Annotated in this window: 27 protein-coding genes and 1 tRNA gene; 10 read left to right on the forward strand and 18 right to left on the reverse strand. The window is 71.7% G+C overall.

The window, feature by feature from the left end; genetic code table 11:
- Positions 1-2: 2 nt before the first annotated feature.
- The 4 genes from AC3WRT_RS08360 to nth all read right to left on the reverse strand — a co-directional run bounded on the left by AC3WRT_RS08360 (position 3) and on the right by nth (position 3,501).
- A complete protein-coding gene (locus AC3WRT_RS08360; protein ID WP_492721015.1) occupies positions 3-788 on the reverse strand; it encodes a GNAT family N-acetyltransferase in 786 nt (261 codons plus the stop codon).
- Positions 789-902: 114 nt separating this feature from the next.
- On the reverse strand, positions 903-2,105 hold the full coding sequence (locus AC3WRT_RS08365) for a MarP family serine protease (protein WP_492721016.1): 1,203 nt from the start codon (positions 2,103-2,105) through the stop codon (positions 903-905).
- Positions 2,102-2,836, reverse strand: a complete 735-nt coding sequence (locus tag AC3WRT_RS08370) for an NUDIX hydrolase (protein WP_492721017.1) — start codon at positions 2,834-2,836, stop codon at positions 2,102-2,104. The genes AC3WRT_RS08365 and AC3WRT_RS08370 overlap by 4 nt, the downstream gene beginning before the upstream one ends.
- A 5-nt stretch (positions 2,837-2,841) precedes the next feature.
- Positions 2,842-3,501: an endonuclease III gene (gene nth / locus AC3WRT_RS08375; protein ID WP_492721166.1), complete on the reverse strand. Its 660-nt coding sequence runs from the start codon at positions 3,499-3,501 to the stop codon at positions 2,842-2,844.
- A gap of 265 nt (positions 3,502-3,766) precedes the next feature.
- Between nth and gntA the strand changes: the two genes are divergently transcribed.
- From gntA to AC3WRT_RS08390, 3 genes are all read left to right on the forward strand, one after another.
- A complete protein-coding gene (gene gntA / locus AC3WRT_RS08380; RefSeq protein WP_492721018.1) occupies positions 3,767-4,654 on the forward strand; it encodes a guanitoxin biosynthesis heme-dependent pre-guanitoxin N-hydroxylase GntA in 888 nt (295 codons plus the stop codon).
- Entirely contained in the window at positions 4,617-5,303 is a 687-nt protein-coding gene (locus AC3WRT_RS08385) for a DUF1989 domain-containing protein (protein ID WP_492721019.1), read from the forward strand. Before gntA ends, AC3WRT_RS08385 begins: the two co-directional genes overlap by 38 nt.
- Positions 5,304-5,377: 74 nt before the next feature.
- Complete coding sequence (locus tag AC3WRT_RS08390; protein ID WP_492721020.1) at positions 5,378-6,055, forward strand: Crp/Fnr family transcriptional regulator; 678 nt, start codon at positions 5,378-5,380, stop codon at positions 6,053-6,055.
- On the opposite strand, the gene AC3WRT_RS08395 is transcribed toward AC3WRT_RS08390, so the two are convergent.
- The 5 genes from AC3WRT_RS08395 to sp36 are packed head-to-tail and all read right to left on the reverse strand — an operon-like array spanning position 6,036 to position 9,016.
- Entirely contained in the window at positions 6,036-6,698 is a 663-nt protein-coding gene (locus AC3WRT_RS08395; RefSeq protein ID WP_492721021.1) for a nucleoside/nucleotide kinase family protein, read from the reverse strand. The genes AC3WRT_RS08390 and AC3WRT_RS08395 overlap by 20 nt on opposite strands.
- On the reverse strand, positions 6,695-7,492 hold the full coding sequence (locus AC3WRT_RS08400) for an MBL fold metallo-hydrolase (RefSeq protein WP_492721022.1): 798 nt from the start codon (positions 7,490-7,492) through the stop codon (positions 6,695-6,697). The genes AC3WRT_RS08395 and AC3WRT_RS08400 overlap by 4 nt, the downstream gene beginning before the upstream one ends.
- Before the next feature lie 24 nt (positions 7,493-7,516).
- Complete coding sequence (locus AC3WRT_RS08405; protein WP_492721023.1) at positions 7,517-8,356, reverse strand: NUDIX hydrolase; 840 nt, start codon at positions 8,354-8,356, stop codon at positions 7,517-7,519.
- A 25-nt stretch (positions 8,357-8,381) separates the two neighbouring features.
- Entirely contained in the window at positions 8,382-8,846 is a 465-nt protein-coding gene (locus AC3WRT_RS08410) for a RidA family protein (RefSeq protein ID WP_492721024.1), read from the reverse strand.
- A 14-nt stretch (positions 8,847-8,860) separates the two neighbouring features.
- Positions 8,861-9,016: a Sp36 family protein gene (sp36, locus tag AC3WRT_RS08415; RefSeq protein ID WP_142179199.1), complete on the reverse strand. Its 156-nt coding sequence runs from the start codon at positions 9,014-9,016 to the stop codon at positions 8,861-8,863.
- Between the two features lie 73 nt (positions 9,017-9,089).
- Between sp36 and AC3WRT_RS08420 the strand changes: the two genes are divergently transcribed.
- The 3 genes from AC3WRT_RS08420 to bagB all read left to right on the forward strand — a co-directional run bounded on the left by AC3WRT_RS08420 (position 9,090) and on the right by bagB (position 12,262).
- Complete coding sequence (locus AC3WRT_RS08420) at positions 9,090-9,905, forward strand: alpha/beta hydrolase family protein (protein WP_492721025.1); 816 nt, start codon at positions 9,090-9,092, stop codon at positions 9,903-9,905.
- Between the two features lie 144 nt (positions 9,906-10,049).
- On the forward strand, positions 10,050-11,090 hold the full coding sequence (gene bagA, locus AC3WRT_RS08425) for an ATPase BagA (protein WP_492721026.1): 1,041 nt from the start codon (positions 10,050-10,052) through the stop codon (positions 11,088-11,090).
- On the forward strand, positions 11,087-12,262 hold the full coding sequence (gene bagB, locus AC3WRT_RS08430) for an ATPase BagB (RefSeq protein WP_492721027.1): 1,176 nt from the start codon (positions 11,087-11,089) through the stop codon (positions 12,260-12,262). Before bagA ends, bagB begins: the two co-directional genes overlap by 4 nt.
- An 86-nt stretch (positions 12,263-12,348) precedes the next feature.
- Here bagB and AC3WRT_RS08435 read toward each other — a convergent pair whose 3' ends face one another.
- Positions 12,349-12,654 carry a WhiB family transcriptional regulator gene (locus AC3WRT_RS08435; RefSeq protein WP_492721028.1) on the reverse strand — a complete coding sequence of 102 codons (306 nt, stop codon included), beginning with the start codon at positions 12,652-12,654 and terminating at the stop codon, positions 12,349-12,351.
- Positions 12,655-12,942: 288 nt separating this feature from the next.
- Here AC3WRT_RS08435 and AC3WRT_RS08440 point away from each other — a divergent pair, with 288 nt between their 5' ends.
- Positions 12,943-15,396: a penicillin-binding protein gene (locus AC3WRT_RS08440; RefSeq protein ID WP_492721029.1), complete on the forward strand. Its 2,454-nt coding sequence runs from the start codon at positions 12,943-12,945 to the stop codon at positions 15,394-15,396.
- Positions 15,397-15,480: 84 nt separating this feature from the next.
- On the opposite strand, the gene AC3WRT_RS08445 is transcribed toward AC3WRT_RS08440, so the two are convergent.
- Entirely contained in the window at positions 15,481-15,936 is a 456-nt protein-coding gene (locus AC3WRT_RS08445; protein WP_492721030.1) for a GatB/YqeY domain-containing protein, read from the reverse strand.
- Positions 15,937-16,015: 79 nt separating this feature from the next.
- On the opposite strand from AC3WRT_RS08445, the gene AC3WRT_RS08450 reads away from it, so the two are divergent.
- Together AC3WRT_RS08450 and AC3WRT_RS08455 are read left to right on the forward strand one after the other, a co-directional pair.
- The gene (locus AC3WRT_RS08450) at positions 16,016-16,954 is read left to right on the forward strand and encodes a metallophosphoesterase (protein ID WP_492721031.1); all 939 of its coding nucleotides are present in this window, start codon (positions 16,016-16,018) and stop codon (positions 16,952-16,954) included.
- A 123-nt stretch (positions 16,955-17,077) separates the two neighbouring features.
- Positions 17,078-17,154, forward strand: a tRNA-Pro gene (locus tag AC3WRT_RS08455).
- A gap of 222 nt (positions 17,155-17,376) precedes the next feature.
- Here the strand turns inward: AC3WRT_RS08455 and AC3WRT_RS08460 are convergent.
- Positions 17,377-19,638 carry a winged helix-turn-helix domain-containing protein gene (locus tag AC3WRT_RS08460; RefSeq protein WP_492721032.1) on the reverse strand — a complete coding sequence of 754 codons (2,262 nt, stop codon included), beginning with the start codon at positions 19,636-19,638 and terminating at the stop codon, positions 17,377-17,379.
- Positions 19,639-19,830: 192 nt separating this feature from the next.
- Between AC3WRT_RS08460 and AC3WRT_RS08465 the strand changes: the two genes are divergently transcribed.
- Positions 19,831-21,198 (forward strand): anaerobic sulfatase maturase, encoded by a 1,368-nt coding sequence (locus AC3WRT_RS08465; RefSeq protein ID WP_492721033.1) that lies wholly within the window; start codon positions 19,831-19,833, stop codon positions 21,196-21,198.
- A 107-nt stretch (positions 21,199-21,305) separates the two neighbouring features.
- On the opposite strand, the gene AC3WRT_RS08470 is transcribed toward AC3WRT_RS08465, so the two are convergent.
- The 6 genes from AC3WRT_RS08470 to AC3WRT_RS08495 form a co-directional block, all read right to left on the reverse strand.
- On the reverse strand, positions 21,306-21,701 hold the full coding sequence (locus AC3WRT_RS08470) for a PLDc N-terminal domain-containing protein (protein WP_492721034.1): 396 nt from the start codon (positions 21,699-21,701) through the stop codon (positions 21,306-21,308).
- A gap of 176 nt (positions 21,702-21,877) precedes the next feature.
- On the reverse strand, positions 21,878-22,222 hold the full coding sequence (locus tag AC3WRT_RS08475) for a sigma-70 family RNA polymerase sigma factor family protein (protein WP_492721035.1): 345 nt from the start codon (positions 22,220-22,222) through the stop codon (positions 21,878-21,880).
- Positions 22,219-23,100, reverse strand: coding sequence for an RNA polymerase sigma-70 factor (locus AC3WRT_RS08480; RefSeq protein ID WP_492721036.1), 882 nt, complete (start codon positions 23,098-23,100; stop codon positions 22,219-22,221). The genes AC3WRT_RS08475 and AC3WRT_RS08480 overlap by 4 nt, the downstream gene beginning before the upstream one ends.
- 32 nt (positions 23,101-23,132) lie before the next feature.
- Entirely contained in the window at positions 23,133-23,384 is a 252-nt protein-coding gene (locus AC3WRT_RS08485) for a hypothetical protein (RefSeq protein ID WP_492721037.1), read from the reverse strand.
- Positions 23,369-24,109: an SDR family oxidoreductase gene (locus AC3WRT_RS08490; protein ID WP_492721038.1), complete on the reverse strand. Its 741-nt coding sequence runs from the start codon at positions 24,107-24,109 to the stop codon at positions 23,369-23,371. The genes AC3WRT_RS08485 and AC3WRT_RS08490 overlap by 16 nt, the downstream gene beginning before the upstream one ends.
- A gap of 42 nt (positions 24,110-24,151) precedes the next feature.
- On the reverse strand, positions 24,152-25,315 hold the full coding sequence (locus AC3WRT_RS08495; RefSeq protein WP_492721039.1) for a carboxylate-amine ligase: 1,164 nt from the start codon (positions 25,313-25,315) through the stop codon (positions 24,152-24,154).
- Positions 25,316-25,384: the final 69 nt, after the last annotated feature.

Genomic DNA, 25,384 nt, shown 5'->3' on the forward strand with positions numbered 1-25,384 from the left:
GGTCAGGGGGTGGCGGGAGGACGGGTAACGCCGACGTGGCGGGCCACTTCGGCGAAGCCCGCGCGCTGGTAGAGCCCGATCGCCGGCCCGCCGTCCTCGGCGACGATGACGAGACGTTCGACCGCCGGGTCCTCGATCGCCCACTCCCCCGCCGCGCGCACGAGCGCGCCGGCCAGGCCCCGGCGCCGGTGGCTCTCGAGCGTCACGACGTTCTGGTAGCGAGCCAGCTCGCCGAGTCGCACGATGCCGAGGTTGGCCACGAGCTGCCCGCCGTCGAAGGCCCCGAACCACCGCGCGCGCCCGGACTCGACGAGCCCGCGCTCCGCAGCAGCGCGCCTCCGCTCGAAGTCCAGGCGGGCCTGGCCCTCGTTCTCCGCGGTGTCGCTCGCGCCGACGAAGGCGGACTGCTCCCAGTCGGCGTCGGTGCTCAGCGCGCGCACGCGAATGCCGTCCGGTGCGTCTGCGGCCGCGGGGACCGACGTCGTGGCGAGGGCCACGTCCACCTCGACGTCCCAGCCGCGCGCCGCCCACGCGCCGGTGTCGCCGCCCGGCTGCGCGAATGCGATCGTGCGGTGGTGCGCGCCCGGGAACTCCGCCTCGAAGCAGGCCGTCCAGCGGTCGATCTCGCCGGCGCGCGCCTGCGTCGACACGAGCACGAAGTTCCCCCACCAGAAGTTCGGGTTGCTCTCCGTCCGCACGACGAGGTGGTTGCCGTGGTCGGTCACGGTCGCGCCCTGGAGCTGGAGCAGGTCGAGGTCGGTCGTCAGGCCCGGGCTGTCGATGCGCATGCGCCGATCATGCCCCCGCCCCAGACCGTCGACTAGGCACTTTCCCTCGTACGGCGAGGGCGCGGCTGACGTGGGATGCCGAGGGAAAGTGCCCACTCGACGTGGGAGTACGGGTCAGCCGGAGACGCAGGCTCCGGTCGGCACCTCGGCGCCGGCGCCGGCCGCCTCGTCGAGCACCGGCTTCGCCTCGGCCAGCGTCAACGCGTACCCGGTCGACTCGTCCTCGAGGGACTTGGCGAAGATGACGCCGACGACCCGGCCCCCGGTGTCGAGCAGCGGACCACCGGAGTTGCCCGGCTGCACCGTCGTCGCCAGCGAATAGATCTGGCGCACGACGCGGTTGCGCCCGTAGATGTCGAGGCCGCGGGCCTCGAGCTGCGCCCGCACCCGGGCGGACACGACGCGGTAGGGACCGTCGAGCGGGAAACCCGGCACGGCGGCCGAGTCGCCGCGGGCCAGCTCGCCGCCGAGCGGCAGCGGCGGCAGCAGCAGCCCCGGCACGCTCAGCACGGCGAGGTCGCGCCGGGCATCGAAGACGACGACCCGGGCGCGCAGCGTCTGGTCCTCGCTCTCGACGCGCACGTCGTCGGCGCCGGCCACGACGTGCGCGTTGGTCACGATCTGGCCCGGCGACAGCACCCACCCGGTGCCCTCCTGACCCCGCTGGCACGACTGCGACTGCGTCGTCACCTTGACCACCGACCGTCCGGCCGCGCGGATCGCCTGCGACCCCGCCACCGCGGGGTCCGGCTTCTGCACCGGCGTGATCGGCTCGGGCGCAAGACCGCCGAAAACCTGCGGGAAGCCCTGGCTCGACAGGAAGCCGCGGAAGCTCGCGAAGACCTGACCGGTCTCCTCCGGGACGACGGAGTTGACGACCTGCATCACCCTGGACTCCGCCATCGCCCGGGACAGGGTCGGGTTGCCGGCCGTCCGCAGCGCACCACCGATGAACCAGATGATGAGGCTGGCCGCGAGGGCCACGACGACCGCCCCCAGCACGGAGTCGACCCGGCGCAGCGGGGTCTGGCCGACACGTCGGCGGATCCGGGCCCCGACGAGGCTGCCGACGTACTGGCCGAGCCAGCCGAACGCCACGACCCCGATGATGAGCACGAGCACCCGGGTGCGGTCGTTGTCGGCCACCGTCTGCCAGCGCGAGAGCATCCCCGGCAGCTGCCAGACGGCGAAGATCGCGAAGACGAAGAAGCCGACGAGCGAGAAGACGCTCTGGATCAGGCCCTGCCGGTAACCGGAGAAGCCGTAGGCGAGCAGGAGCAGGAACAGGGCGAGGTCGAGCAGGGCGCCGCCGGTCACACGCGCCTCCCCTGGAGGTAGCGCTCGGGCAGCGGCCGCATCAGGCCCTCGTCCCACGGTCGGGAGAGGCCGCCGAGGTCGAGCACGCTGCTCAGCAGGCCGGCGGTGAAGCCCCAGAGGAGCAGGTGGTCGAGGTCGAAGCCCGGTCCGACGTAGCCCGACGGGTGGGTCACCGAGAACCGGGTCGCCGGGTCGACGAGGTGCGAGACCGGCACCGACAGCACGTCGTGCACCTCGGCCGGGTCGCGCACGCCGATCGGCGAGGGCTGCGCCCACCAGCCGAGCACGGGCGCGACGACGAACTGGGCCGGCGCCAGGAAGAGGGAGGGCAGCTGGGCGACGACGTCGACCCCGGCTGGGTCCACCCCGGTCTCCTCCTGCGCCTCGCGCAGGGCGGTCCCGACGAGGTCGTTGTCGTCCGCGTCGCGCGACCCGCCCGGGAAGGCGATCTGCGCCGGCTGGGTCCGCATCGTGTGCGAGCGCTCGATGAGCACGACGTGCTCGCCGTCGTCGTCCGCACCGGCGGGCGGCGGCCCGAAGAGGATCAGCACCGCCGACTCACGGCCGCCCTCCTCGGGAGGCAGGAAGCGCGAGAACCACGCCGGCTCGACGCTCTCGAGCCGCACCACGACCTCGTCCATCCACGCCGGCCGCGGCACGAGGCCGGCCCCGAGCGTCGGGGACGGCTCGATGAGACCCGAGCTGCCGGCATACGCGATCCTGCTGACCACGTTCGTCACTTCGGGGCCAGCTCGAACTTCAGCAGCTTGGCCGCCTTGTCCGGGTCGGTCTCGCCGATGCCGTAGCTCGGGCACCAGCGCGCCACCGGGCAGGCCCCGCACGCCGGCTTCTTGGCGTGGCAGGTCCGCCGCCCGTGGAAGATCACGACGTGGCTGAGCATCGTCCAGTCCTTGCGCAGGAAGAGCCGGCCGACCTCGTGCTCGACCTTGACCGGGTCCTCCTCCTGCGTCCAGCCGAAGCGGCGCACGAGGCGGCCGAAGTGCGTGTCGACCGTGATGCCGGGGATGTCGAAGGCGTTGCCGAGCACGACGTTCGCAGTCTTGCGCCCGACCCCCGGGAGCGTCACGAGGTCCTTCAGGCGCGGCGGCACCTGACCGTCGAAGCGCTCGACCAGCGCCATCCCGAGCTTGATGAGCGAGTCCGTCTTGGCCCGGTAGAAGCCGGTCGGCTGGATGATCGTCTCGAGCTCGGTGCGGTCGGCGTTCGCGTAGTCGGCCGCCGTCCGGTACTTCGCGAAGACGATCGGCGTCACCTTGTTGACCCCGACGTCCGTCGTCTGCGCCGACAGGATCGTCGCCACGAGCAGCTCGAGCGCGTTGGTGAAGTCGAGCTCGCAGTGGGCGTACGGGTAGCGCTCGTGCAGCAGGCGGTACATCTTCCGGGCGCGCCGGGTCCGGGCCACGGGGGTCTCGTCATCGATCACGAGGGCTCGGGGGGACACGCACGACACTGTATGCCGCCCGGCTGGGTCACGCCGCCCGCCGCCACGGGCCGCGACGACGCCCTGCCGCGGTCGTGCCCCAGCCCCTGGGCGGGCCTCCGCAGAGGGACGATTCGCCTGTTCTGTCCAGCCTTGTACGGCTCTGCGCGTGAGGAGCCGCCGACTTGGGTACGTCCTGCCTGCACGGGAGGAGATCCACATGACAACGGACATGCGCACCGGGGCGCAACCGCACGCGCAGGCCACTGGTCTGCACGCCACCGAGTCCCAGCACGGGTTGGAGACGACCCTCGCCCTCCTCGCCGACATGGACCTCGCCCACGCCCCGGCCGCCGACATCGAGCGCGCCCTCGAGCTGATGGTCACCCACGCCGAGTTCCCTTGCCTGGGGGCCAAGTCCGTCTTCCGCCGGAGCAGCGCCGCCCACGTGGTGCTCGACGACATGGACGACCCGGACGTCGCCGCCCACCTCCTCGAGCGGCTCCGCGCCTTCGCCGCCGACATCGAGGGCGAGAGCGGCTTCCACTCGTTCATCGCCACGTTCCGCGGGCCCCTGCCGGCCGACGAGGCCGCCTTCGAGACGTCCCTCTTCGCGCTGCTGCAGCGGCTGCACGACGCCGACGACTCCTCCTGGGCCGACGGGGTGGGCTCCGACCCCCGCGACCCGCACTTCGCGTTCAGCGCCGGCGGCACCGCCTACTTCATCGTCGGCCTGCACCCCGCCGCGTCTCGGGTCGCCCGGCGCGCCCCGCTGCCGACGCTCGTCTTCAACCCGCACGACCAGTTCGAGACGCTGCGCGCCGAGGGCCGCTTCGACGGGATGCGCTCCACGATCCGCCGGCGCGACGAGGACCTCCAGGGCTTCGTCAACCCGATGGTCGCCGACCACGGCGACGGCACCGAGGCGAGGCAGTACTCCGGCCGCTGGCACGCGGCCGGGTGGGAGCCGCCGCTCGACGTGCGCGACCCCAGCTCGATCACAGCAGGACCGACCGACCCACTGGCCGAACGACCGACCACTTCATGCCCGACGAATCAGGGGACCAAGGATGACGATCTCCCAGGACACACGACCCAGCACGACTGAGCGCCTCTTCGGCCCCGGCGGACCGGTGCTCCAGCCGCTCGGCGGCTACCGTGACCCCATGGCGCTGACACGGCTCGCCCCCCAGACCGGCACGGCTTTCCAGCTGCGCGCGGGCCAGCGCCTCACGGTCATCGACCCCACGGGCGAGCAGGTCAGCGACTTCTTCGCCGTCATGGACGACGACCGCGACGAGTGGCTGAGCTCCGGACGCACCATCGACTACGCCAACTCCACGGCCGTCACCACCGGCAGCGTCCTCTACAGCAACCGCAGCCGGCCGATGGCGACCGTCGTCGAGGACACGTGCGGCCACCACGACCTGCTGCTGACGCCCTGCTCGCAGGAGACCTTCGACCTGCTCTACCCGGAGTTCGAGGGCGCCTACCACCCGAGCTGCTTCGAGAACCTCGCGACCAATCTGGCGCAGTTCGGGGTCGACCCCGACCGGATCTCCACGACGCTCAACATCTTCATGAACGTCTGGGCCGAGCGGAACGGCGAGCTGCACATCGACCCGCCGACCTCGCGGGCCGGCGACCGTTTCGTCCTGCGCGCCGAGGCCGACCTCGTCGTCGGGCTCACGGCCTGCTCGGCCGAGAAGTCCAACAACGGCGTGTGCAAGCCCATCGACTACCGGATCGACGACTGAGCGCAGTCCCGGAGGCGCGGCGAACTGCCTGCGCCGACAGGGCGCCGACTCTGGTGGCATGCAACACTGACCCCGTGGATCTCGACGTGGTGAGGCGCGCCCCCCTGTTCAAGGCTCTGGACGACGAGGCGGCCTCTGCGCTGCAGTCGGAGATGAGCCGCTCGCACATGGAGCGCGGCGACGTGCTGTTCCACGAGGGCGACCGGGGCGACACGCTCTACGTCATCGCCGAGGGCAAGATCAAGCTCGGTCGCACGAGCCCCGACGGCCGCGAGAACCTCGTCGCGATCCTCGGTCCCGGCGAGATGTTCGGCGAGCTCAGCCTCTTCGACCCGGGCCCGCGCACGATGACGGCGACGGCCGTCGCCGAGACCCAGCTGCTCGGGCTCGGCAACGACTCGCTGACCGCGATCCTCACCGGCCGCCCCGAGGTGTCCAAGGCCCTGCTCGCCGCGTTGGCGCAGCGCCTGCGACGCACCAACGCGCACCTCGCCGACCTCGTCTTCACCGATGTCCCCGGTCGCGTCGCCAAGGCGCTGCTCGACCTGTCCGAGCGTTTCGGGCGGCCCGTCGAGGGCGGGATCATGGTCTCCCACGACCTCACCCAGGAGGAGCTCGCACAGCTCGTCGGCGCCTCCCGCGAGACCGTCAACAAGGCGCTCGCCGACTTCGCCACCCGCGGCTGGCTGCGCCTCGAGGCGCGCGCGGTGCTCCTGCAGGACGTCGAGCGGCTCAGGCGCCGCGCGCGCTGAGCTCCCAGCCGACCACGCCGTTGACGACGACCCGGTCGGCGCGGGCGGCGGAGGCGGCGACCAGGGCGGCGTTCGCCTCGTCGGTCTGCTCGACCCAAGCCGCGGCGGCGGCCGGCTCCTTGCCGAAGGTGACGTGCCGCTCGACGAGCCGTGACCGGCGCAGGTCGTCGTCGCTGCAGACGTACCAGACCTCGGCGAGCTGCGTGCGAGCCCGCTCCCAGCGCTCCTCGGGCAGCAGCAGGTAGTTGCCCTCGGTGACGACGAGGCGCGCCGACGGAGGCACGACCATGGCTGCGGCCAAAGGCTGTTCGAGCACGCGGTCGAAGCCGGGCGCGTAGGTCCAGCCGTCCGGCTCGGTCACGATGCGGCGGAGCAGGTGGGCGTAGCCGTCGGCGTCGAACGTGTCGGGCGCCCCCTTGCGGCCGCGCAGCCCCAGCCGGTCGAGCTGCGCATCGGCGAGGTGGAAGCCGTCCATCGGCACGTGCGCGACCCAGCCCCCGCCCTGGCGCGCGGCGACTCCGTCGACGAGCGCCCCTGCGAGCGTTGACTTCCCGGATCCCGGGGCGCCGGCGATGCCGAGGACGACGCGGCGTCGGTCGCCGACGAGCTCCACGGCTTCGGCGGCGAGCGCCTCGATGCTCATCCGTGCTCGCGGAGGTACTCGAGCTGGGCCTGCACCGACAGCTCGGCAGCCGGCCAGACGCTCCGTGGCACGTCGGCGTAGACCTGCTCCACGACGGCGTATGCCGTCTGCGCACCTCGGGCGACCGCATCCCGCACCTGGTCCAGCCGTTCCGCACGGTGCTCGAGGTAGAAGGTGACGGTGGCGGCGGCGTCGGCGACGAAGGGCCCGTGCCCCGGCAGCAGGCTCGTCACCTCCCCGGCCCTGGTGAGGGCCTCGATGCGGTCGAGCGAGGTGAGGTAGGACTCGAGGCTGCCGTCGGGCCAGGCGACCACGGTGGTGCCGCGGCCGAGGATCGTGTCGCCCGTCAGGAGCGTGTTGTCGGCGGGCAGGACGAAGGAGTACGAGTCGCTCGTGTGGCCGGGGGTCTCGACGGCGTGAATCTCGAGGCCGCCGACCCTGATCGTCTCGCCGGGCCAGAGGTCGTCGTGCCCGCGGCCGAAGGCCCGCACCGGTGCCCCCGTCAGCTCGTGGAAGCGGTCGGCGCTCTCGGCGTGGTCGTCGTGGCCATGGGTGAGCAGGGTCAAGGCGGCCCGACGGCCTGTGTCGGCGAGGCGGCGCAGGACGCTCTGCAGGTGACCCTCGTCGAGCGGACCGGGGTCGACGACGACGACCTCGTCGGAGCCCGGCTCGGCAAGCAGCCAGGTGTTGGTGCCGTCGAGCGTCATCGGCGACGGATTGGGGCAGAGCACGCACTCGGCGCGCTCGGTCGTCACTCCCCCGCGCCAGCCCGGGTCGGCAGCCGCTCCTTTCATCGCTCGGCCTTCATCGTTCGGCCTTCATCGCTCGACCAGCTCCAGGGCCGGCCCGTCCGGCCCGTCGACGACCTCGGGCACGATGAGCGGCAACGCGTCGTTGTGCACGACCATCGCTGCGGCGCAAGGAGCCTCGCTGAGGTGCTCCACGCACACGACTGTCGGGGGCAGCATCAGGGCCGACCCGGCGGCATACGCCCTGAGCAGCTCCGACGGGACGAACCAGTCGGCGTGGTCGGCCTCGGTGGTCTCCCCGTCGGCCGTCTGGAAGGGGGGCATGAGCGCGGCGAAGAACCACGTGTCGTAGCGGCGCGGCTCGAAGGCGGGAGTCAGCCAGTGCGCCTTGGCGACGACGAGGTCCGAGCGCAGGACCAAGCCCTTGTCGTGGAGGACGTCGGCGAGCGAGAGCCGGCGGTCGACGAGCGCGAGACGGATGTCGAGCCACTCGGGGCCCTCGACGCGGGCCAGCGGTCCGTTGTCAGACGGTCCTGCAAGGAGCACCCCGCACTCCTCGAAGACCTCGCGGACCGCCGCGGCGACGTACATCTGCGCCTCGGCGGGCGAGCAGCCGAGGCGGTCGGCCCACTCGGACGGGGACGGCCCCGCCCACGGCAGGAGGACGCCGTCGCGGGGGTCGACCGAGCCCCCGGGGAAGACCATCATGCTCGGCGCGAAGTCCATCTCCGGTACCCGCCGGAGCATGAAGACCTCTGGCCCGGTGGCGCCGTCGCGTACGAGCATCACGGTGCTCGCGCGGCGGGGCGCCGCCACCTCCCAACGCTCCCCGGCGAGCCAGCGCAGGGCAGCGCCCGAGACGCCCGGGGTGGTCGTCAGCGGAAAGCGTCTGGCCCCGGTGTCGGTCATGCTTCCTCGCCCACTCCCGCACCCGTCACTTGGCGACGGAGACGATGACCTCGACCTCGACGGGTGCGTCCAGTGGGAGCGCGGCGACTCCGACAGCCGAACGGGCGTGAATCCCCTTGTCACCGAAGGCCGCCACGAGCAGCTCGCTGGCGCCGTTGATGACGCCGGGCTGGCCGGTGAAGGTCGGGTCGGAGGCGACGAAGCCGACGACCTTGACGACCCGCGTCACCGCGTCGAGGTCGCCGATCTCGGACTTGATCGCCGCGATCGCGTTGAGGGCACAGGTCGTCGCGAGGCCCTTGGCGGTCTCGGCGTCGATGTCGGTGCCCACCTTGCCGGTCGCGGCGAGCGAGCCCTCGACCATGGGCAGCTGGCCGGAGGTGAAGACGAGGTCGCCCTCGCGGACGACGGGGACATAGGCAGCGACGGGCGGGACCACCTCGGGTACCGTGAGCCCCAGGTCGGTCAGGCGGTCTTCGACAGCAGACATGGTGCGGTGGCTCCTCAGGACTTCGGGCGCTTGAAGTAGGCGACGAGGCTCGTGCCGTCAGGACCGTTGACGATCTGGACGAGCTCCCACCCGTCCGCCCCGAAGTTGTCGAGGATCTGCTTGGTGTTGTGGATCAGGAGCGGTGCGGTGAGGTATTCCCACTGGGTCATGGCCATCACCCTACTCAGTGGCGCGGCTGCTCTCTCGGGGTGCGCCGCCGATCCGGGTGGCACGATGTCGGCCATGACGAGCGGCCCTTCGCACACCTCCTCGGCGAGCACTCGGGCGCCGGTGAGCCGGTCCTACGGCAGCGATCCGGCGCAGGTCTACGACGTCATCGCCCCGAGCCCGGGCGTCCCCGCAGCGACCGGGACCGTCGTCGTCGTCCACGGCGGCTTCTGGCGCCGGCAGTACGACCGGGCGCACGCCCTGCCCGAGGCCCAAGCCTTCGCGGCGGCAGGCTTCCACGTCGCCCTGGTGGAGTACCGCCGAGTCGGTATGCCGGGTGGCGGCCTCCCCGGGACGCTCGACGACGTGCGCGACGTCGTGGCCGCCGTTGCCGCCGACCCCCAGCTGCCCGAGCCGCTCGTCCTCGTCGGCCACTCCGCGGGCGGCCACCTCGTCACGTGGGCTGCGGGACAGCCGTGGGCGAGGGAGCGAGGCATCGCAGGGGTGGTGTCCCTGGCCGGCGTCGTCGACCTCGGCACCGCGGACCGGCTGCATCTCGGAGACGACGCGACGCGGGACTTCGTCGGGTCCGGGCCCGGGACGCCGGCCTGGACGTCGGCCGACCCGATGTCGACCCTTCCGCCGAAGGTTCCGGTGCGGCTGGTCAACGGCGCCGACGACGACACCGTCCCGCCGGTCGTCGCCGACGCCTACGTCGCGAAGGCGAAGGCGGCCGGCGGGGACGTGAGCGTGCAGGTGGTGGGCGGCGCCGACCACTTCGCCGTCATCGACCCAACGACCCCCGCCTTCCAGGCCGTCCTCACCGCCGTCCGCTCCCTCACGACAGCGAGCACCACGGCCGGCACCACGACCAGCACCACGACTCGCTGAGCCCGAGCGAAAGCCCCGAGTCCCCGGCGCGTTGCGTCACTGCTCCGCTCAGCGCAACACCGACGCAGTACGCCGCCGTGGGCGCGGGGTCGGCGACGGCACGGGGGCCGCCGCGACCGATCGGCCGCGCCCTAAGGTGGAAGCGTGACGACGGGACCTGACGCTGCTCCGTGGGCGCGAGCGCGGCTGCACGTGGTCACGGGCAAGGGGGGCACCGGCAAGACGACGGTCGCGTCCGCCATCGCGCTGGCCCTCGCGTCGGCGCCCGGTCGCGTGCTCCTCACGGAGGTGGAGGGCCGCCAGGGCATCAGCCAGACCTTCGACGTGCCGCCGCTCGGCACCGAGGAGACCCGCATCGTGCGCCTTCCCGGCGGCGGAGAGGTCATCGGCCTGTCCGTCGAGCCGAAGGCCGCGCTGCTGGAGTACCTCCAGCTCTTCTACAAGCTCGGCCGCGCGGGCAAGCTGCTCGAGAAGTTCGGCGCCATCGACTTCGCGACCACGATCGCGCCCGGCGTCAGGGACGTCCTGCTCATCGGCAAGATCTACGAGGCCAACCGCCGCCGACGCGACGGCAAGCACAAGGGTGGCTCGGCCCCCGTCTTCGACGCCCTCGTGCTCGACGCCCCACCGACCGGGCGCATCGGCCGCTTCCTCTCCGTCAACGCCGAGGTCGCGGACCTCGCTCGCGTCGGCCCCATCGCCTCGCAGGCCAGCTCGATCACCCGCCTGCTCACCTCGGAGCAGACCGTGGTCCACCTCGTCACCCTGCTCGAGGAGATGCCGGTCCAGGAGACCCTCGAGGCCATCGCCGAGCTGCAGGCCAAGGGGCTGCGCCCGGGCGCCATCGTCGTCAACCTGGTGCGTGAGCCGCTGCTCGACGACACCGCGCTCGAGCAGGCCCGAGCGGGCCGCCTGCACAAGGCGTCCATCCGCACGCAGCTCGCCGAGGTCGGCGTCGCGGCCGCTCCTGAGCTCGTCGACGGCCTGCTGGAGGAGGCCCGCGACCATGCCCAGCGGGTCGACCTCGAGCGGGAGCAGCTCGCGCTCCTCGAGGCCACCGGGCTGCCGATCGTCCAGCTGCCTGCGCTGCCCGACGGCGTCGACCCGGGCTCCGTGCGCGAGCTGGCCGACCTGCTCCTTCCGCTCTTCGTCCACCACCGCCTGACCGAGGTGGTCGACGCGTGAGCCCCAACCGCGCGACGCCCTCCGCGCCAGAGCTCGACATCGACGCCCTCATCGACGACCCGGCGACCCAGATCGTGGTCTGCTGCGGCTCGGGCGGCGTCGGCAAGACGACGACGGCCGCGGCCCTCGGACTGCGTGCGGCGGAGTCCGGCCGCAAGGTCGTCGTGCTCACCATCGACCCGGCCCGTCGTCTCGCGCAGTCGCTCGGGCTCACCGAGCTCGACAACACGCCCCGCCCGGTCACCGACATCGACACATCGGCCGGCGGCAGCCTCCACGCCATGATGCTCGACATGAAGCGGACCTTCGACGAGGTCGTCATCGCCCACTCCGAGCCCGGCAAGGCCGATCAGATCCTCGCCAACCCCTTCTACCAGGCGGTCAGCAGCTCCTTCGCCGGCACGCAGGAGTACATGGCGATGGAGAAGCTGGGCCAGCTCAAGGCGAGCGCCGGCACCACCGGGGCGCCCTGGGACCTCATCGTCGTCGACACTCCGCCTTCGCGCTCCGCCCTGGACTTCCTCGACGCGCCGAACCGCCTCGGCAGCTTCCTCGACGGACGCTTCATCCGCCTCCTGACCGCGCCGGCCAAGGCCGGCGGTCGCGCCGGCCTCAAGGTCTTCGGCATGGGGGTGCAGCTCGTGACGTCGACGATGACCAAGATCCTCGGCGGGCAGATGCTCAGCGACGTCCAGACGTTCGTCAACGCACTCGACACGATGTTCGGCGGCTTCCGCGAGAGGGCCGACGAGACGTACCGCCTGCTGTCGGAGCAGGGCACGGCCTTCCTCGTCGTGGCCGCACCCGAACGCGACGCGCTGCGCGAGGCGTCGTACTTCGTCGACCGACTGGAGGCCGACGGGATGCCGCTCGCCGGGCTCGTCGTCAACCGCATCGGTCGCGTCGCGACCACCGGAGTCACTCCCACCCGCGCCCTCGCAGCCGCAGAGTCCCTCGAGGACAGCGGTGGACCGAAGTCGGCCTCGAACGCGGCGGGCCTGCTCCGGCTGCACGCAGCGTTGGTGCGCACGGCCGAGCGACAGCGCGAGCTCGCGGACCGCTTCTCACGGTCACATCCCGGCATACCCGTGGTGCACGTGCCAGCGCTGGGACGCGACGTGCACGACCTCGGCGGGCTCCGCGAGATCGGGAACGCACTTGCGGGGTCGTGACACACCATCAGGTGGTCGCGGCCCCGCAGATGTATGAAGTTGTGTGACCGGCCGCCGGCGGCCGCCGACCGGTCGATTAGGCCGACTCAGTCGTGCTTGCCCTGAGCCGCCATGCCCGCCTTGAGGGCGGACTTCCACGACGTGATGTCCGGCCGCTTGCGCAGCAGGGCCCGACGCTCGCGCTCGGTCATGCCTCCCCAGACACCGAACTCGGTCCTGTTGTCGAGAGCCTCGGCCAGGCACTGCGCGAGAACCGGACACGTCTTGCAGACGGCCTTCGCGTCGTGCTGGGCCTTGCCCCGGACGAACAGTGCATCAGGGTCCTGGCCGGAACAGCTGGCCTGACTGGCCCACTCATCCACCCACGGATCCACCAATACGACAGCACTCATTGTGTTACCCCTCCCCGCCCGACGCCTCCCATGACATCTAGGCAGACCCTGGACCGTCCCACCGGTCCTGATCTATGTGGGCCCCCCTGAGGCCCAAATGAGACATTACGAGTGCCGGGGCCGTCCCGACATAGCCTCTATGGACCATTTAGTTGGCGGGGTGACTAGTCACCTGGCCGACGTCGGGATGGTCATCGGAGGGCGAGGCCGGGTCCTCGACACGCGTGGACAGACCCACGCGACTGCGTAGAACGGGTGGCCATAGGGTGAGCAGTTACCCTTGGGCCCATGTCTTCACGCACAACCTCGATCGGCGGCGTCATCAGCCTGCTCGGCGCATTTCTGGCGTCGGCGCTTGTGCTGGGGCTGCTCGCCGCCGGCCTGGCGATGCCCGCGGTGGGCGCCACCGGCGCGCTCGCCCGCAGCGGGGTCGACGTCTTCAACGACCTGCCGAGCGAGTTCCGGACCGACCCGCTCGCCCAGACCTCGCGCATCCTCGCGGCCGACGGCACGGTCATCGCGACCCCTCAGGAGCAGAACCGCACCGTCGTCCCGCTCTCCAAGATCGCCCCGATCATGCGAGAGGCACAGGTGGCCATCGAGGACCACCGCTTCTACGACCACGGCGGCGTCGACCTCCAGGGCGTGCTCCGCGCAGCGATCTCCAACCTGCGCACCGGAGCCACCACCTCGGGCGCCTCGTCGCTCACCCAGCAGTACGTGAAGATCTCGCTCCAGTACTCCGCGCTCAACGCCGGTGACAAGGAGGCGGCGGCCGCGGCCGTCAAGAAGGACTACATGCGCAAGCTCAAGGAGCTGAAGTACGCCATCACGCTGGAGAAGAAGCTGACGAAGGACCAGATCCTCGAGGGCTACCTCAACCTCGTCTACTACGGCGACCGCGCCTACGGCGTCGAGGCCGCCGCCCAGCACTACTTCAGCATCCCGTCCAGCAAGCTGAGCCTCTCGCAGGCCGCGCTCCTCGCCGGGCTCACGCAGAACCCCGGAACCACCGACCCCGTCAACTTCCCGGAGCGAGCGGTGGCCCGGCGCGACGTCGTGCTCGACCGCATGCACGAGCTCGGTCGCATCACCGACCCGCAGTGGCAGGCCGCCAAGAAGCGCACGCTCAAGCAGGATCTGCGGGTCTCGCAGCCCAAGAGCACGTGCCTGGCCTCGCCCTACCCCTACTGGTGCGACTTCATCGTCAACTACGCCCTCGCGATGCCGCAGCTCGGCAAGACGCTCGAGGAGCGCAAGCGCACCCTCTACCGCGGTGGCGTGACCATCACGACGACCCTGGACCCGAAGCTGCAGCAGTACGCGCAGATGGAGGTCACGAAGAAGGTGCCGATCGGCAACAAGGCGCGCATCGGAGCCGCCGCCTACGTCGCCGACCCCAACACCGGCAAGGTGCTCGCGTTCGCCCAGAACACCCAGTACTCCGTCACCAAGGACGCCGGCGGCGAGACCAGCATCAACTGGGCCCTCGACAAGAGGTACGGCGGCTCCGGCGGCTTCCAGTTCGGCTCGACGGCCAAGGCGTTCGCGCTCGTGACCGCCATGGAGTCCGGCATGAAGCTCGACGCGAGCGTGAACGCCAAGCAGGCCGGCGACGGCCACATGGCCTCCTACCAGCCGAAGGACTTCCCCGGCGGTTGTGGTCCGGGCAGCACCTGGAAGGTCGACAACGACACCTTCTGGCCCGGCGGCAGCATCAGCCTGATGAAGGCGACCGCCCTGTCGACCAACACCGCGTTCGTCGCGCTGGCCCAGAAGCTCGGCGGCTGCAAGGTGCGCGACACCATGCTGCGCCTCGGCCTGCACCAGTCCGACGGCCAGCCGGTCGGCAAGTACGCCCCGCAGTACATCCTCGGCGCCTCGGACGTCTCGCCGCAGGGTGTCGCCCACGCCTACGGCGTCCTCGCAGCCAGCGGCAAGAAGTGCCCGATGGTGGCCATCACGAAGATCACGCAGAACGGCAAGGACATGGCACTGCCGGCCACCCCGTGCTCGCAGGCCGTCGACCCGGACGTCGTCCACGCCACCGACAAGTTCCTCGAGTACAACATGACCCACGGCTCCGGCATCCGGAACCAGCTCGACGACGGCAAGCGCCAGTCGGCCGGCAAGACCGGTACGGCCAACAACAACAACGAGTCGTGGTTCGTCGGCTACACGCCGCAGCTCGTCACCTCCGTCTGGGTCGGCACGCCCTACGACCCGATTACACGGGTCATGAAGAACGTCAGCGTGGGCGGCCAGTTCTACCCCGTGATGCACGGTGCTGCCATCGCGGCGCCGATCTGGAAGGCCATCATGAACCGGGCCTCGGAGAACCTGCCGCAGGTCGCGTTCCCCGAGCCGCCCGAGAAGTTCAGCAAGGGTTCGAGCCCGGCCTCGACGTCCGGGGGCACCATCCCCAGCGTCACCGGCATGTCAGTCTCCAACGCCATCTCGACGCTGCAGGCGGCGGGCTTCTCGGCGGGCGTCGGGGGGACGATGAGCTCCTCCGTGCCGAGCGGTCTCGTGGCAGGCACCTCGCCCTACGGCAGTGCGGCGGCCGGCACGTTCGTGACGATCTACACCTCACGCGGGGCAGACCGCCAGGCGCTGCCGCAACCGCAGACGACCGTCGCCCCGCCCGCCGGCGGTGGTGGCACCACCGGAGGTGAGGCCGGGAACGGTGGCGGGCGCGGCAAGCCAGGTGGCAAACCGACCAAGCCACCAGGCCGCGGCTGACCCCCATGACGCATCAAGGCCCGACGCGATCCGCGTCGGGCCTTCGTCGTCGGTGCGCCGGCGGCGCCGACTCGACGGCTCGGCTCAACCGGCCAGCACGCCACGCACGATGGCGGCGACGCGGCCACCTTCCGCCCGTCCCGCGACGGCAGCGTTGGCGGCCTTCATCGCCAGGCCCATCTGCGGCATACCGGTGGCGCCGGATGCCGTCACGGCCTCGCGCACGATGCCCTCCAGCTCGTCGTCGTCCAGCTGCTTCGGGAGGTACGCCTCGAGGACGGCGAGCTCGGCCTCCTCCTTGGCGGCGAGCTCCGGGCGGTCAGCGCCGGTGTAGGCCGTGGCGGCCTCCCGGCGCTTCTTGGCCTCCTTGGTGAGGACCTTGAGCACGTCGTCGTCGGTGAGCTCACGGTGCTCGGTACCGGCGACCTCCTCGGTGGTGACCGCGGTGAGGGCCATCCGCAGTGAACCGGCCCGGACCTGGTCGCGCTCGCGCATCGCGGAGGTGAGGTCGGCCTGCAGCTGCTCCTTGAGGGTGCTCATGGGTTCAGTCTGTCAGGTCGGCCACGCGGGCCCAGCCCGGTTCCTGGCGCCACGACCGGCGGGTGCGAGGATGGGCCCCATGCGTGCCCTGACCAAGACCGTCCTCGGCCTCGGGGCCGCCGGCGCCGGCGTGCTCGGCTGGGCTTCGCTCGTCGAGCGGAACGCCTTCGTGCTGCGCCGCTTCGAGGTGCCCGTGCTGCCGGAGGGCGCCGGTCCCCTCCGGGTGCTGCACCTGTCGGACCTGCACCTGCTCCCCCGCCAGCGCCTGAAGCAGCGGTGGGTGCACAGCCTCGCCTCGCTCGATCCTGACCTCGTGATCACGACGGGCGACAACATCGCGACCCATGACGCCGTCCCTGCGCTGCTCGACGCATACGACCTGCTCCTGGGTACGCCGGGCGTCTTCGTCCTCGGGTCCAACGACTACTTCGCGCCGAAGCTGAAGAACCCGCTGCGCTACCTCACGAGGGACCACGCGAAGGGGGTGGGCTCGACGCCGCGGCTGCCGACCGCCGAGCTCGTCCGCGGGCTCGGTTCGCGCGGCTGGCTCGACCTGACGAACCGCCGGGACACGCTGACCGTGCGCGGCCTGCGCATCGACGTCAGGGGCGTCGACGACCCCCACCTCCGCTACGACCGCCTCGACCTCGTGCGGGGGCCCGCATCGCCGGACGCCGACCTCACCCTCGCCGTCACCCACGCGCCCTACCTGCGCGTGCTCGACGCGTACGCCACGGACGGCGCCGACCTCATCGTCGCGGGCCACACCCACGGCGGCCAGGTCTGCCTGCCCGGCTACGGCACCCTCGTGACGAACTGCGACCTGGACAGGCACCGCGCCAAGGGCCTGTCCCGCTGGTGGCCCGGCGCCGGGTCGAGGCCGTCGTCCGAGGCGCCGGAGGGCGCCGCGTGGCTCGAGGTGTCCGCCGGTCTCGGCACGGCCCCGACCGCTCCCGTACGCCTGGCCTGCCGTCCCGAGGCGACGCTCCTGACGCTCGTCCCCCGCTCGAAGTGCTGAGGTCCCGACCGGGAAGCCCGGCGGAGCAGCGGCGCGACGGCCCCGATTCGGAGATGGGCAGGAGCCTGCGCTAGCATCTCTGCTTGCTGCCTCCGGTCCTCGGACCCGCGGCAGGTGCAGCACCGGGGTGTGGCGCAGCTTGGTAGCGCGCTTCGTTCGGGACGAAGAGGTCGCAGGTTCAAATCCTGTCACCCCGACCATCCGAGAAGGGCCTGCTGGAATCGACGATGTCGATCCGGCAGGCCCTTCGGCGTTGTCGGAGCACGTGTGACGGCCGACCGTCCACGTCAGTGTTGCGCTGAGCGGAACAGTGGCGCAGCCCCTCGGCCCCGTCACGGACGTCCCCATCAGCGGTGTCGCGCAGCCGCCCCCGGAGGACCGGTGTGGCTCCGGGCCCTCGGAGCCGCGGCGCGGCGACGCCGTCAGGTGCTGGCGGTCTCGCCCCCGTCGCGCGGGCCTGCCGCGGCGAGCACTCCCTCCATGGCGGCGAGCGCCTCGTCGCGCGAGCGGACACCGAGCTTGCGGTAGGAGGACTGCACGTGGGTCTTGACGGTGTTGACGGACAGGAACAGCCGGCCGGCGATCTCGCGCTGGCTCCACCCCTCCTGCAGCAGCAGGACGACCTCCGTCTCCCGCCGGCTCAGTCCCGACCCCCGGGACGCCGCCGTCCGGGACGGCGGCGTGAGCCGAGCCTGCAGCGCGCGGGCTCGAGCCGGTAGCGCCCCCGGAGCGCGCGCCCGGCTCAGGATCCCCTCGGCCGCATCCAGACTGCGCCCGGCGGCGTCGGCGTCACCGTCGTCCAGCTGGACCCGGCACAGCAGCAGGTGGGCATTGGCGTGCAGGCAGCTGCGCCGGTCCCGGCCGAGGATCTCCAGGCTGCCCTCCAGGTCGACGGCTGCCTGGCGAAGGTCGCCCTGGGCGCGGTGCACCTCACCCCTGGCCATCTCAAGCACCGCCGCCGCCGTGGTGCGCCCTGCGCCCGTCCGGCGCAGCACCTCGTCGGCGTCGTGCAGCATCCAGCCGGGGGGAGCCTCGGACCCTTGCGCGGCCTCCACCAGCACGAGGTTGGCGCACGCGAGGGCCAGCACCAGCGGGTTCTCGTCCGGGACGAGCGACAGCGCGCGGGTCAGGCACTGGCGGGCCTCGTCGAACCGGTCCTGCAGGTAGAGCGCCTGCCCGACACCGCACCAGGAGATGCCCTCGAACGCCAGCGACGGCGCCGAGCGTGCCGCCCTGCGGCCGGCCGCCTCGGCGCGCACCACGTCGTGAACGGCCGTGAGGGCACGCAGCTGGTCCACCCGACAGGACAGGGGTATGCCGTTGGCGTCCTCGTGCTCGAGGAGCCCGGTGGCTGCGATGTCGAGCCACTGCTCGACGTGCTCGAGGTCGCCGTCGAGGGCAGCGTCCACGGCTCGCACGTAACCGATCTCCGGGTCGTCCTGGGCCTCGGGCCAGTCCAGCTGGGCGATCCACCGCCGGAAGGTCTCGCGTCGGCCGCTCGCCGCCATCGGTTCTGCCTGGCTCGCCAGCAGCCGCCCGATCAGCGGCAGGTCATGACCGGCGATGGCATGGCTGGTGGCCGTCTGCGGGTAGCCCCACTGCTCGAACCACCGAGCGGCCCGTCCGTGGAGCACCCGGACGGCGGCCGGATCGGTGCGACCGAGCTCCGCACGCAGGGCTTCCCGGAACAGTGGGTGGGTGCGGTACCACTGCCCGCCCGGGTCCACCGACAGGAAGAAGCTCGATCGCTCGAGGTCCGCCAGCACCATTGCCGAGTCGCTCGCGCCCGTCACCGCGTCGCACAGCGGCCCGGACAGCCTGTGCAGCACCGAGACCTTCAGCAGGAAGTCACGCAGGTCCGCGGGCAGCGTCGCCAGCACGTCGGTCGTGACGTAGTCCACGAGCTGCCGGTGCGCACCGGTGAATGCCTCTGGCAAGCCGTCGGGGCGCTCGGTCGTCATCACCCGGGCCGCGATGCGCAGCGCCCCCGGCCACCCGGCCGCGCGCCTCAGCAGCCGCTGCTCGGCCCCCGCAGGCAGCTGCGGGACCCCTGACCGGACCAGGAGCTGGCGCGCCTCGTCGTCGGTGAAGGCCAGGTCGTCGGCCCGCACCTCCACGAGCTCGCCGAGGGCGCGAAGCCGGGGGACTTGCAGCGAGGGCGTGGACCGCGTCGCGACGACGACCTGCACGAGGCTGGGACGATAGGCCAGGAACCGGACCATGGCGTCGTCGATCTCCGGACTCTCCGCCAGGTGGTAGTCGTCCAGGATGAGCACCAGGCGGGTGTCGACCCGCGCGAGGTCCTCGAGCAGCAACGGGAGCGCCGCGTCGACCTGCCGGGCCCCGAGGGTTGCCACCGCCTCGAGCGCCCGCGTCCCGACGCCGGGATTGGCGTGAGCGCAGGCCCCGGCGACTGTGGTCCAGTAGCGCACCGGCTCCGCATCACCCGGGTCGAGCGAGACCCAGGCGAAGGCGACGTCCGGCTCGGTCGACGAGCAGGACTGCACCCACTGAGTGAGCAGCGTCGTCTTGCCGTAGCCCGCGGGCGCGGTCACGAGGCCCAGGGTCGCGTCCCGGCCGGTTCGCAGCATCTCGACGAGGGCTGTGCGGCGGACGGTGCCGGCCGGCAGCCGACGGGGCCGCAGCTTCCCGTCCAGGACGGGAACCAGGCTCTGCGAGCTCATCCTGCCTCCGGTGACACGAGCCGGCCCAACGGCATACGCCGTCAGCGCCCCCCTCACGAGGGAAGCACTTGACCAGGGGCACCGGCCTCACCCCTTGCGGGTGATGTGGCACGCGCGGGCGGACGGCAGGCTTCACGAGGGTGAGGTGAGGCGGGCCCGGTATGGGCCGCGAAGCCGCGGAAAGGGGACGACGTGGACAAAGGGCTCGGCGACGGACGACTGCGCTCCGCCCCGGTGACGGCACCGCGGGCCTTCCACGTGATGTCGAAGCCCACCGGCGCGATCTGCAACCTCGACTGCGAGTACTGCTTCTTCCTGTCCAAGGACGAGCTCTACCCCGGCAGCGAGTTCCGTATGCCGCCGAAGGTGCACGAGGCGTACATCAGCCAGCTGCTCGCCGCCCAGCGCGGGGTCGACGAGGTGGTCGTCGCGTTCCAGGGTGGCGAGCCGACGCTGATGGGGATCGACTTCTTCCGGCGCACCCTCGAGCTCGAGAAGCGGTACGCAGCGCCGGGCCAGCGGATCCTCAACACCATGCAGACCAACGCCACGCTGCTGGACGACGAGTGGTGCGAGTTCCTCAGGGAGAACGACTTCCTCGTCGGAGTCTCGATCGACGGGCCGCGGGCCATGCACGACGCGTACCGGGTCGACAAGGGCGGCAAGCCGACCTTCAGCCGCGTGGTGCGGGGGCTGGGAGCCCTCAAGCGGCACGGGGTCGAGTGGAACGCGCTGACGACCGTCAACTCGGCCAACGCCGGCCACGGCCGGGAGGTCTACCGGTTCCTGCGCGACGACCTCGGCGCGACCTTCGTGCAGCTCATCCCGATCGTCGAGCGGGTGACCGCCGAGCTGCTGCCACTCGCCGAGTCGGGCTGGGGCACCCGCTCCGGCGACCGGCCGCTCTACCGCCAGGAGGGCGACCTGGTCACGCACCGCACGATCGGGGCGAAGGCCTACGGCCGCTTCCTCATCGACGTCTTCGAGGAGTGGGCGCGGCACGACGTCGGCGACGTCTTCGTCGGCATGTTCGACACCTCCCTCGCCCACTGGATGGGCATGGACCAGGTCGGCTCGTGCGTGCACGCCCGCACCTGCGGGGACGCCGTGGCGCTCGAGCACAACGGCGACCTCTACTCGTGCGACCACTACGTCGAGCCCGGCTACCTGCTCGGCAACATCGCCGAGGGCCGCACGATGCTCGAGCTGGTGAACCTCCCCCAGCAACGGGCGTTCGGCCAGGCCAAGCTCGACACCCTGACGGCCTACTGCCGCTCCTGCGACGTGCGCTTCGCCTGCAACGGCGGCTGCCCCAAGGACCGGTTCATCACCACGCCCGACGGCGAGCCCGGGCTGCACTACCTGTGCGCCGGCTACCAGGACTTCTTCCACCACGTCGACGCGCCGATGCGCGTCATGGCCGGCCTGCTCCGCGACGGACGCGACGCCACCGGGCTGCGCGAGTGGTATGCCGTCCGGGACGCCAGGCGCTCCGCCGACGAGGCGTGCACCTGCGGGGGCGGCCTCTCGTTTGGGGTCTGCCACGGGCAGCCGCTCTGACGGACGCCCGGCTGCTCGGACGACCGGCTGCTCGGACGACCGGCTGCTCGGACGACCGTCCGGCCGCTCTGACGAGCGGCCGGACGGTCAGGGAAGGGCTGGACGGATCAGGCCAGGGCCTTCGCCTTGAGGGTGTCGAACTCCGACTGGTCGATCGAGCCCGCATTGAGCAGCGACTGGGCCGTGGCGATCTGCTCGCTCGGCGTCGTCGACTTCGCGGCGACCTGCTTGATGTAGTCCTCCTGCGCCGCCTGCTGCTCGGCGATGGCGTCCATCTGGCGCCTGCCCATGCTGCGGCCCCTCGCGATGAGGTAGATCAGGGTCCCCACCCACGGGATGAAGACCAGCACGATTGCCCAGCCGGCCTTGCCCCACCCGCTCAGCGTCGAGTCTGAGAAGAGGTCCATGATGCAGCGGAACCAGATCATGATCGCGCCGATCCAGATGAAGATCCAGAAGCTCCACAGCAGGATCTGCCAGAAGCTGTTGATGTCTGTGCTCACGATGCGCTTCCTTCCCGTACGGAACGTGCGTCGCCGGTGCTGTCTGGCCCGGTCGCTCTCGGCCATCTCGCTGTTCGTCTGACGGTCTGTCTCCACTACCGACGCTAGATCGGCGGCCTTCGCGGAACGTCAGGTCCGGCGAAAGATCACCCGGGTGATCCCGCATCACCCACCGCTCACCCGGCCGTGTGCCAGCGCTCGAGCTTGTCGGGGTTGACCACGAGCCAGACCCGCGTGACGACGGATTCCCCGAAGGTGACGGCCATGACGGCCCGCGGGCGCCCCAGCACGCGGACGACGACGCCCGGTTGCCCGTTCACGTGCTCGACCGTGAGCACCGCGTCCGCGGTGACGAGCGCCGAGACGACGCGGGCGACCGCACTCGACCCCCACAGCGGGTGCAGGGGCGTCACGACCCGCCCTCCGCCGTCGCTGACGAGGACGACGTCAGCGTGGAGCATGGCCGCCACTGCGGCGGCGTCGCCCTTCGCGAGCACGTCCACGAGGTCGTCGACCGTCACGACAGCGCACGGAGCTTCTGCGGGTTCATCACCCACTGGATCCGGTCGATGCCCCGGTCGGATGCGTCGACGACGAGGACCGTCTCGAGCGCCCCGCTGCGTCGCAGCAACGCGGCCGGCCGCCCGTTGACCGTCGCGATCTCGACGTCGATGTCGACCCAGAACCGTTCATGGAAGGCCCTGACGTACTTCGCCACCCGCTCCGCGCCGTGCACCGCGAAGCGCGAGGCCCGCACGACGCCGCCACCGTCCGAGGAGCTGGTCACGTCCTCGGCAAACAGCTCCTCGAGCGCGGCGAGGTCACCCGACCTCGCCGCGCTGACGAAGGCGGTCAGGAGCCGCTGCTGCTCCACTGCGGAGACCGGGGTGCGCCGGTCGCTCGTGACGCGGCGCCGGGCGCGGCTGACGAGCTGCCGGACCGCGGGCTCCTTCAGCTGGAGGATGTCCGCGATCTGCGAGTAGGGGTAGTCGAACGCCTCGCGCAGCACGTACGCGGCGCGCTCGTTGGCCGTGAGGCGCTCGAGCAGGGCGACGACAGCGAGCTCGAGGGCTTCGCCGCGCTCCGCTCCGAGGTACGGGTCGGCGCCCGTGTCGACGGGCTCGGGCAGCCAGGGCCCGACGTAGCTCTCCCGCCGCACCCGCGCCGACTGCAGGACGTTGATGGCCAGCCGCGTCGCCGCCGTCGCGAGGTATGCCGCGGGGTTGTCGACGGTGCTCCGGTCGGCCGTCTGCCAACGCAGCCAGACGTCCTGCAGCAGATCCTCCGCCTCGCTGGCGCTGCCGAGCATCCGGTATGCGATGCCGAACAGCCGCGGGCGCACCGCACCGAAGGCCTCGGCAGCCTCCTCGAGGTCGTCCTGTGGAGCCGCTCTCGTCACCGGTCCATCCCCGTCGTCCGCAGCCGGCTGCATCAGAGTTCCCGTTCCGGACCATCTGTCCCCGGCCGCGGCACCTCCAGCGCCCGAACCGCACCGAGCAGGCTGCGCAGCCCAGTCTGCTCGGTCTGGACCTCGGCCGGGTCGACCAGCCATCCCGACTCCGGACCGGTGAAGAGGTCCTCCACCGCGCTCGCGTCAGCCGCGGCCATCTCGGACCGCACCACGTCCTCGAGCCCGCCGAGGAAGCCGCCGCGGTCCGGCACGCCAGTCACGAGCGGTGCCACTCGGCGTAGTGGATCCGGCCGAGCTCGACCGGGCCGACGGGCACGAGGCTGTCAGCCTGCAGCTCGGAGCCGAAGTACCGTGCGTGCAGGTCGGTGACGACCGGGCGGGGGTCGCCAGCGGCGGCGAGCGCCTGCCGGAAGAACCCGTCCATCTGGTAGCGGTCGGGTCCGGCGATCTCGACACGCCCGTCGAGGGGGTCGCCGAGCGCCACCCGTGCCAGCGCGTCGGCGACGTCGTCCCCGGCGATCGGCTGGAAGCCCACGGCCGGCATACGCACGTCCGTCCCGACCGCAGCGGCGTCGGCGATGGCGGGCACGAACTCGAAGAACTGGGTCGCGTGCACGACCGAGAAGGGGATGCCGGACGTCTCGATCAGCCGCTCCTGGGCGATCTTCGCCCGGAAGTAGCCGTTGCCGGGCAGCCGGTCTGTGCCGACGATCGACAGCGCGACGTGGTGCCCGACGCCGGCGGCCTTCTCCGCCTCGAGCAGGTGGCTGGTCGACGTCTCGAAGAAGTCGAGCACGGCCGCATCCTCGAACGAGGGCGAGTTCGCCACGTCGACGACGACCGGGGCGCCCCTGAGCGCGTCGGCGAGCCCCTCCCCCGTCAGGGTGTTGACGCCCGTGTTCGGCGAGGCGGCGACCGCCTCGTGGCCGTGTGCCTCGAACCGTCTGACCAGCTTCGAGCCGATGAGCCCGGTGCCGCCGATGACCACGATCTTCATGGAAGTCCTCCTGTCGGGCGCCCCGGTGGCGCCTTCAACCAGTCAGGACAGGGCAGCCTCGCTGCCTGTGACAGACACGGCCTGAGGATCCTCGTCGCGCAGGGCCGTCGCGCGGACGGACTCGGCGACGACGTCGACGAGCTGCCCGGTGCGCGCGAACGTGGCCCGTTGGCGCATCGCCCCGTTGCCCTCCTCGCGCAGTCGGGCGAACCCGTCCAGCACGACGTCCAGGTCGCCCTCGGCCTGCAGGACGGGGCCGACGTGGTCGAGGAGGGACTCGAGCACCGTCCAGCACGGTTTCGGCAGCCCGGTGCGCCAGTCGATCAGTCCCCCCTCGAGGCCCTCGCGGGCGGCCTGCCAGCTGGCCAGCCGGAGCATCTGGGTGGGCACGTGCGGCGGCTCCTTGCCCATGGCCCAGTCCTGCGCGGCGGTCTCGACGAGGCCTCGACACAGGGCCGCGAGGACGATCGCCTCGTCGGCGGTGAAGCACACGTCGGCAACGCGGATCTCGACCGTGGGGTACCGATGGGCCAGACGCGCGTCGAAGTAGACCATGCCCTCGTCGAGGATGACCGAGCTCAGCACCATGTCGCGCACGAGCCGGTGGTAGGCCTGCGCTGACCCGAACCGGTCGGTGGGGCCCCACGCCGGCCACTTGGCGAGCGTCTGCGAGCGGTAGCTGGCGAAGCCGGAGTCCTGGCCGTTCCAGAAGGGCGAGTTGGCGGTGAGGGCCAGCAGCGTCGGCAGCCACACGCGGATGCCGTCGAGCACCCCGACTCCCTCCTCGTCGTTCTCGACGGAGACGTGGACGTGGCAGGCGCACGTGAGGTGCTCGCGCGCGGTCAGCTGGTAGCGGTCCTGCATCCAGGCATACCGCGTCGACTCCGCGGTCAGCGGCTGGACGGGCAGCGGCGACGTGGCCAGGGCGGCGACGCTCGTGCCGGTCGCCCAGGCGGCGGAGACGGCTTCACCGCGCCAGCGCCGCACCTCGGCCCGAAGGGTGTCGAGGTCCGCCGCGGGCGCCGTGTGCGTCTCGATCTGCTGCTGCTGGAACTCAGCCTCGAGAGCTCCGTGCACGCCGATGCCGGCCACCTCCGCGGGGTCGCGCGCGGCGAGCAGGAGCAGCTCCCCCGACGCGCTGCGAGGGCGTCCGGTGCGCGCGTCGACGAGCAGCATCTCCTCTTCCACGCCGATAGTCCGCGTCATCAGGCCTCCCTTCGCAGGGCGTGCCCGGCGCGTATGCCGCCCGGCCGGGCGGGCGCAGCCGGGCGGGTC

The sequence above is a fragment of the Terrabacter sp. FW104-15G4B genome, assembly GCF_058790095.1.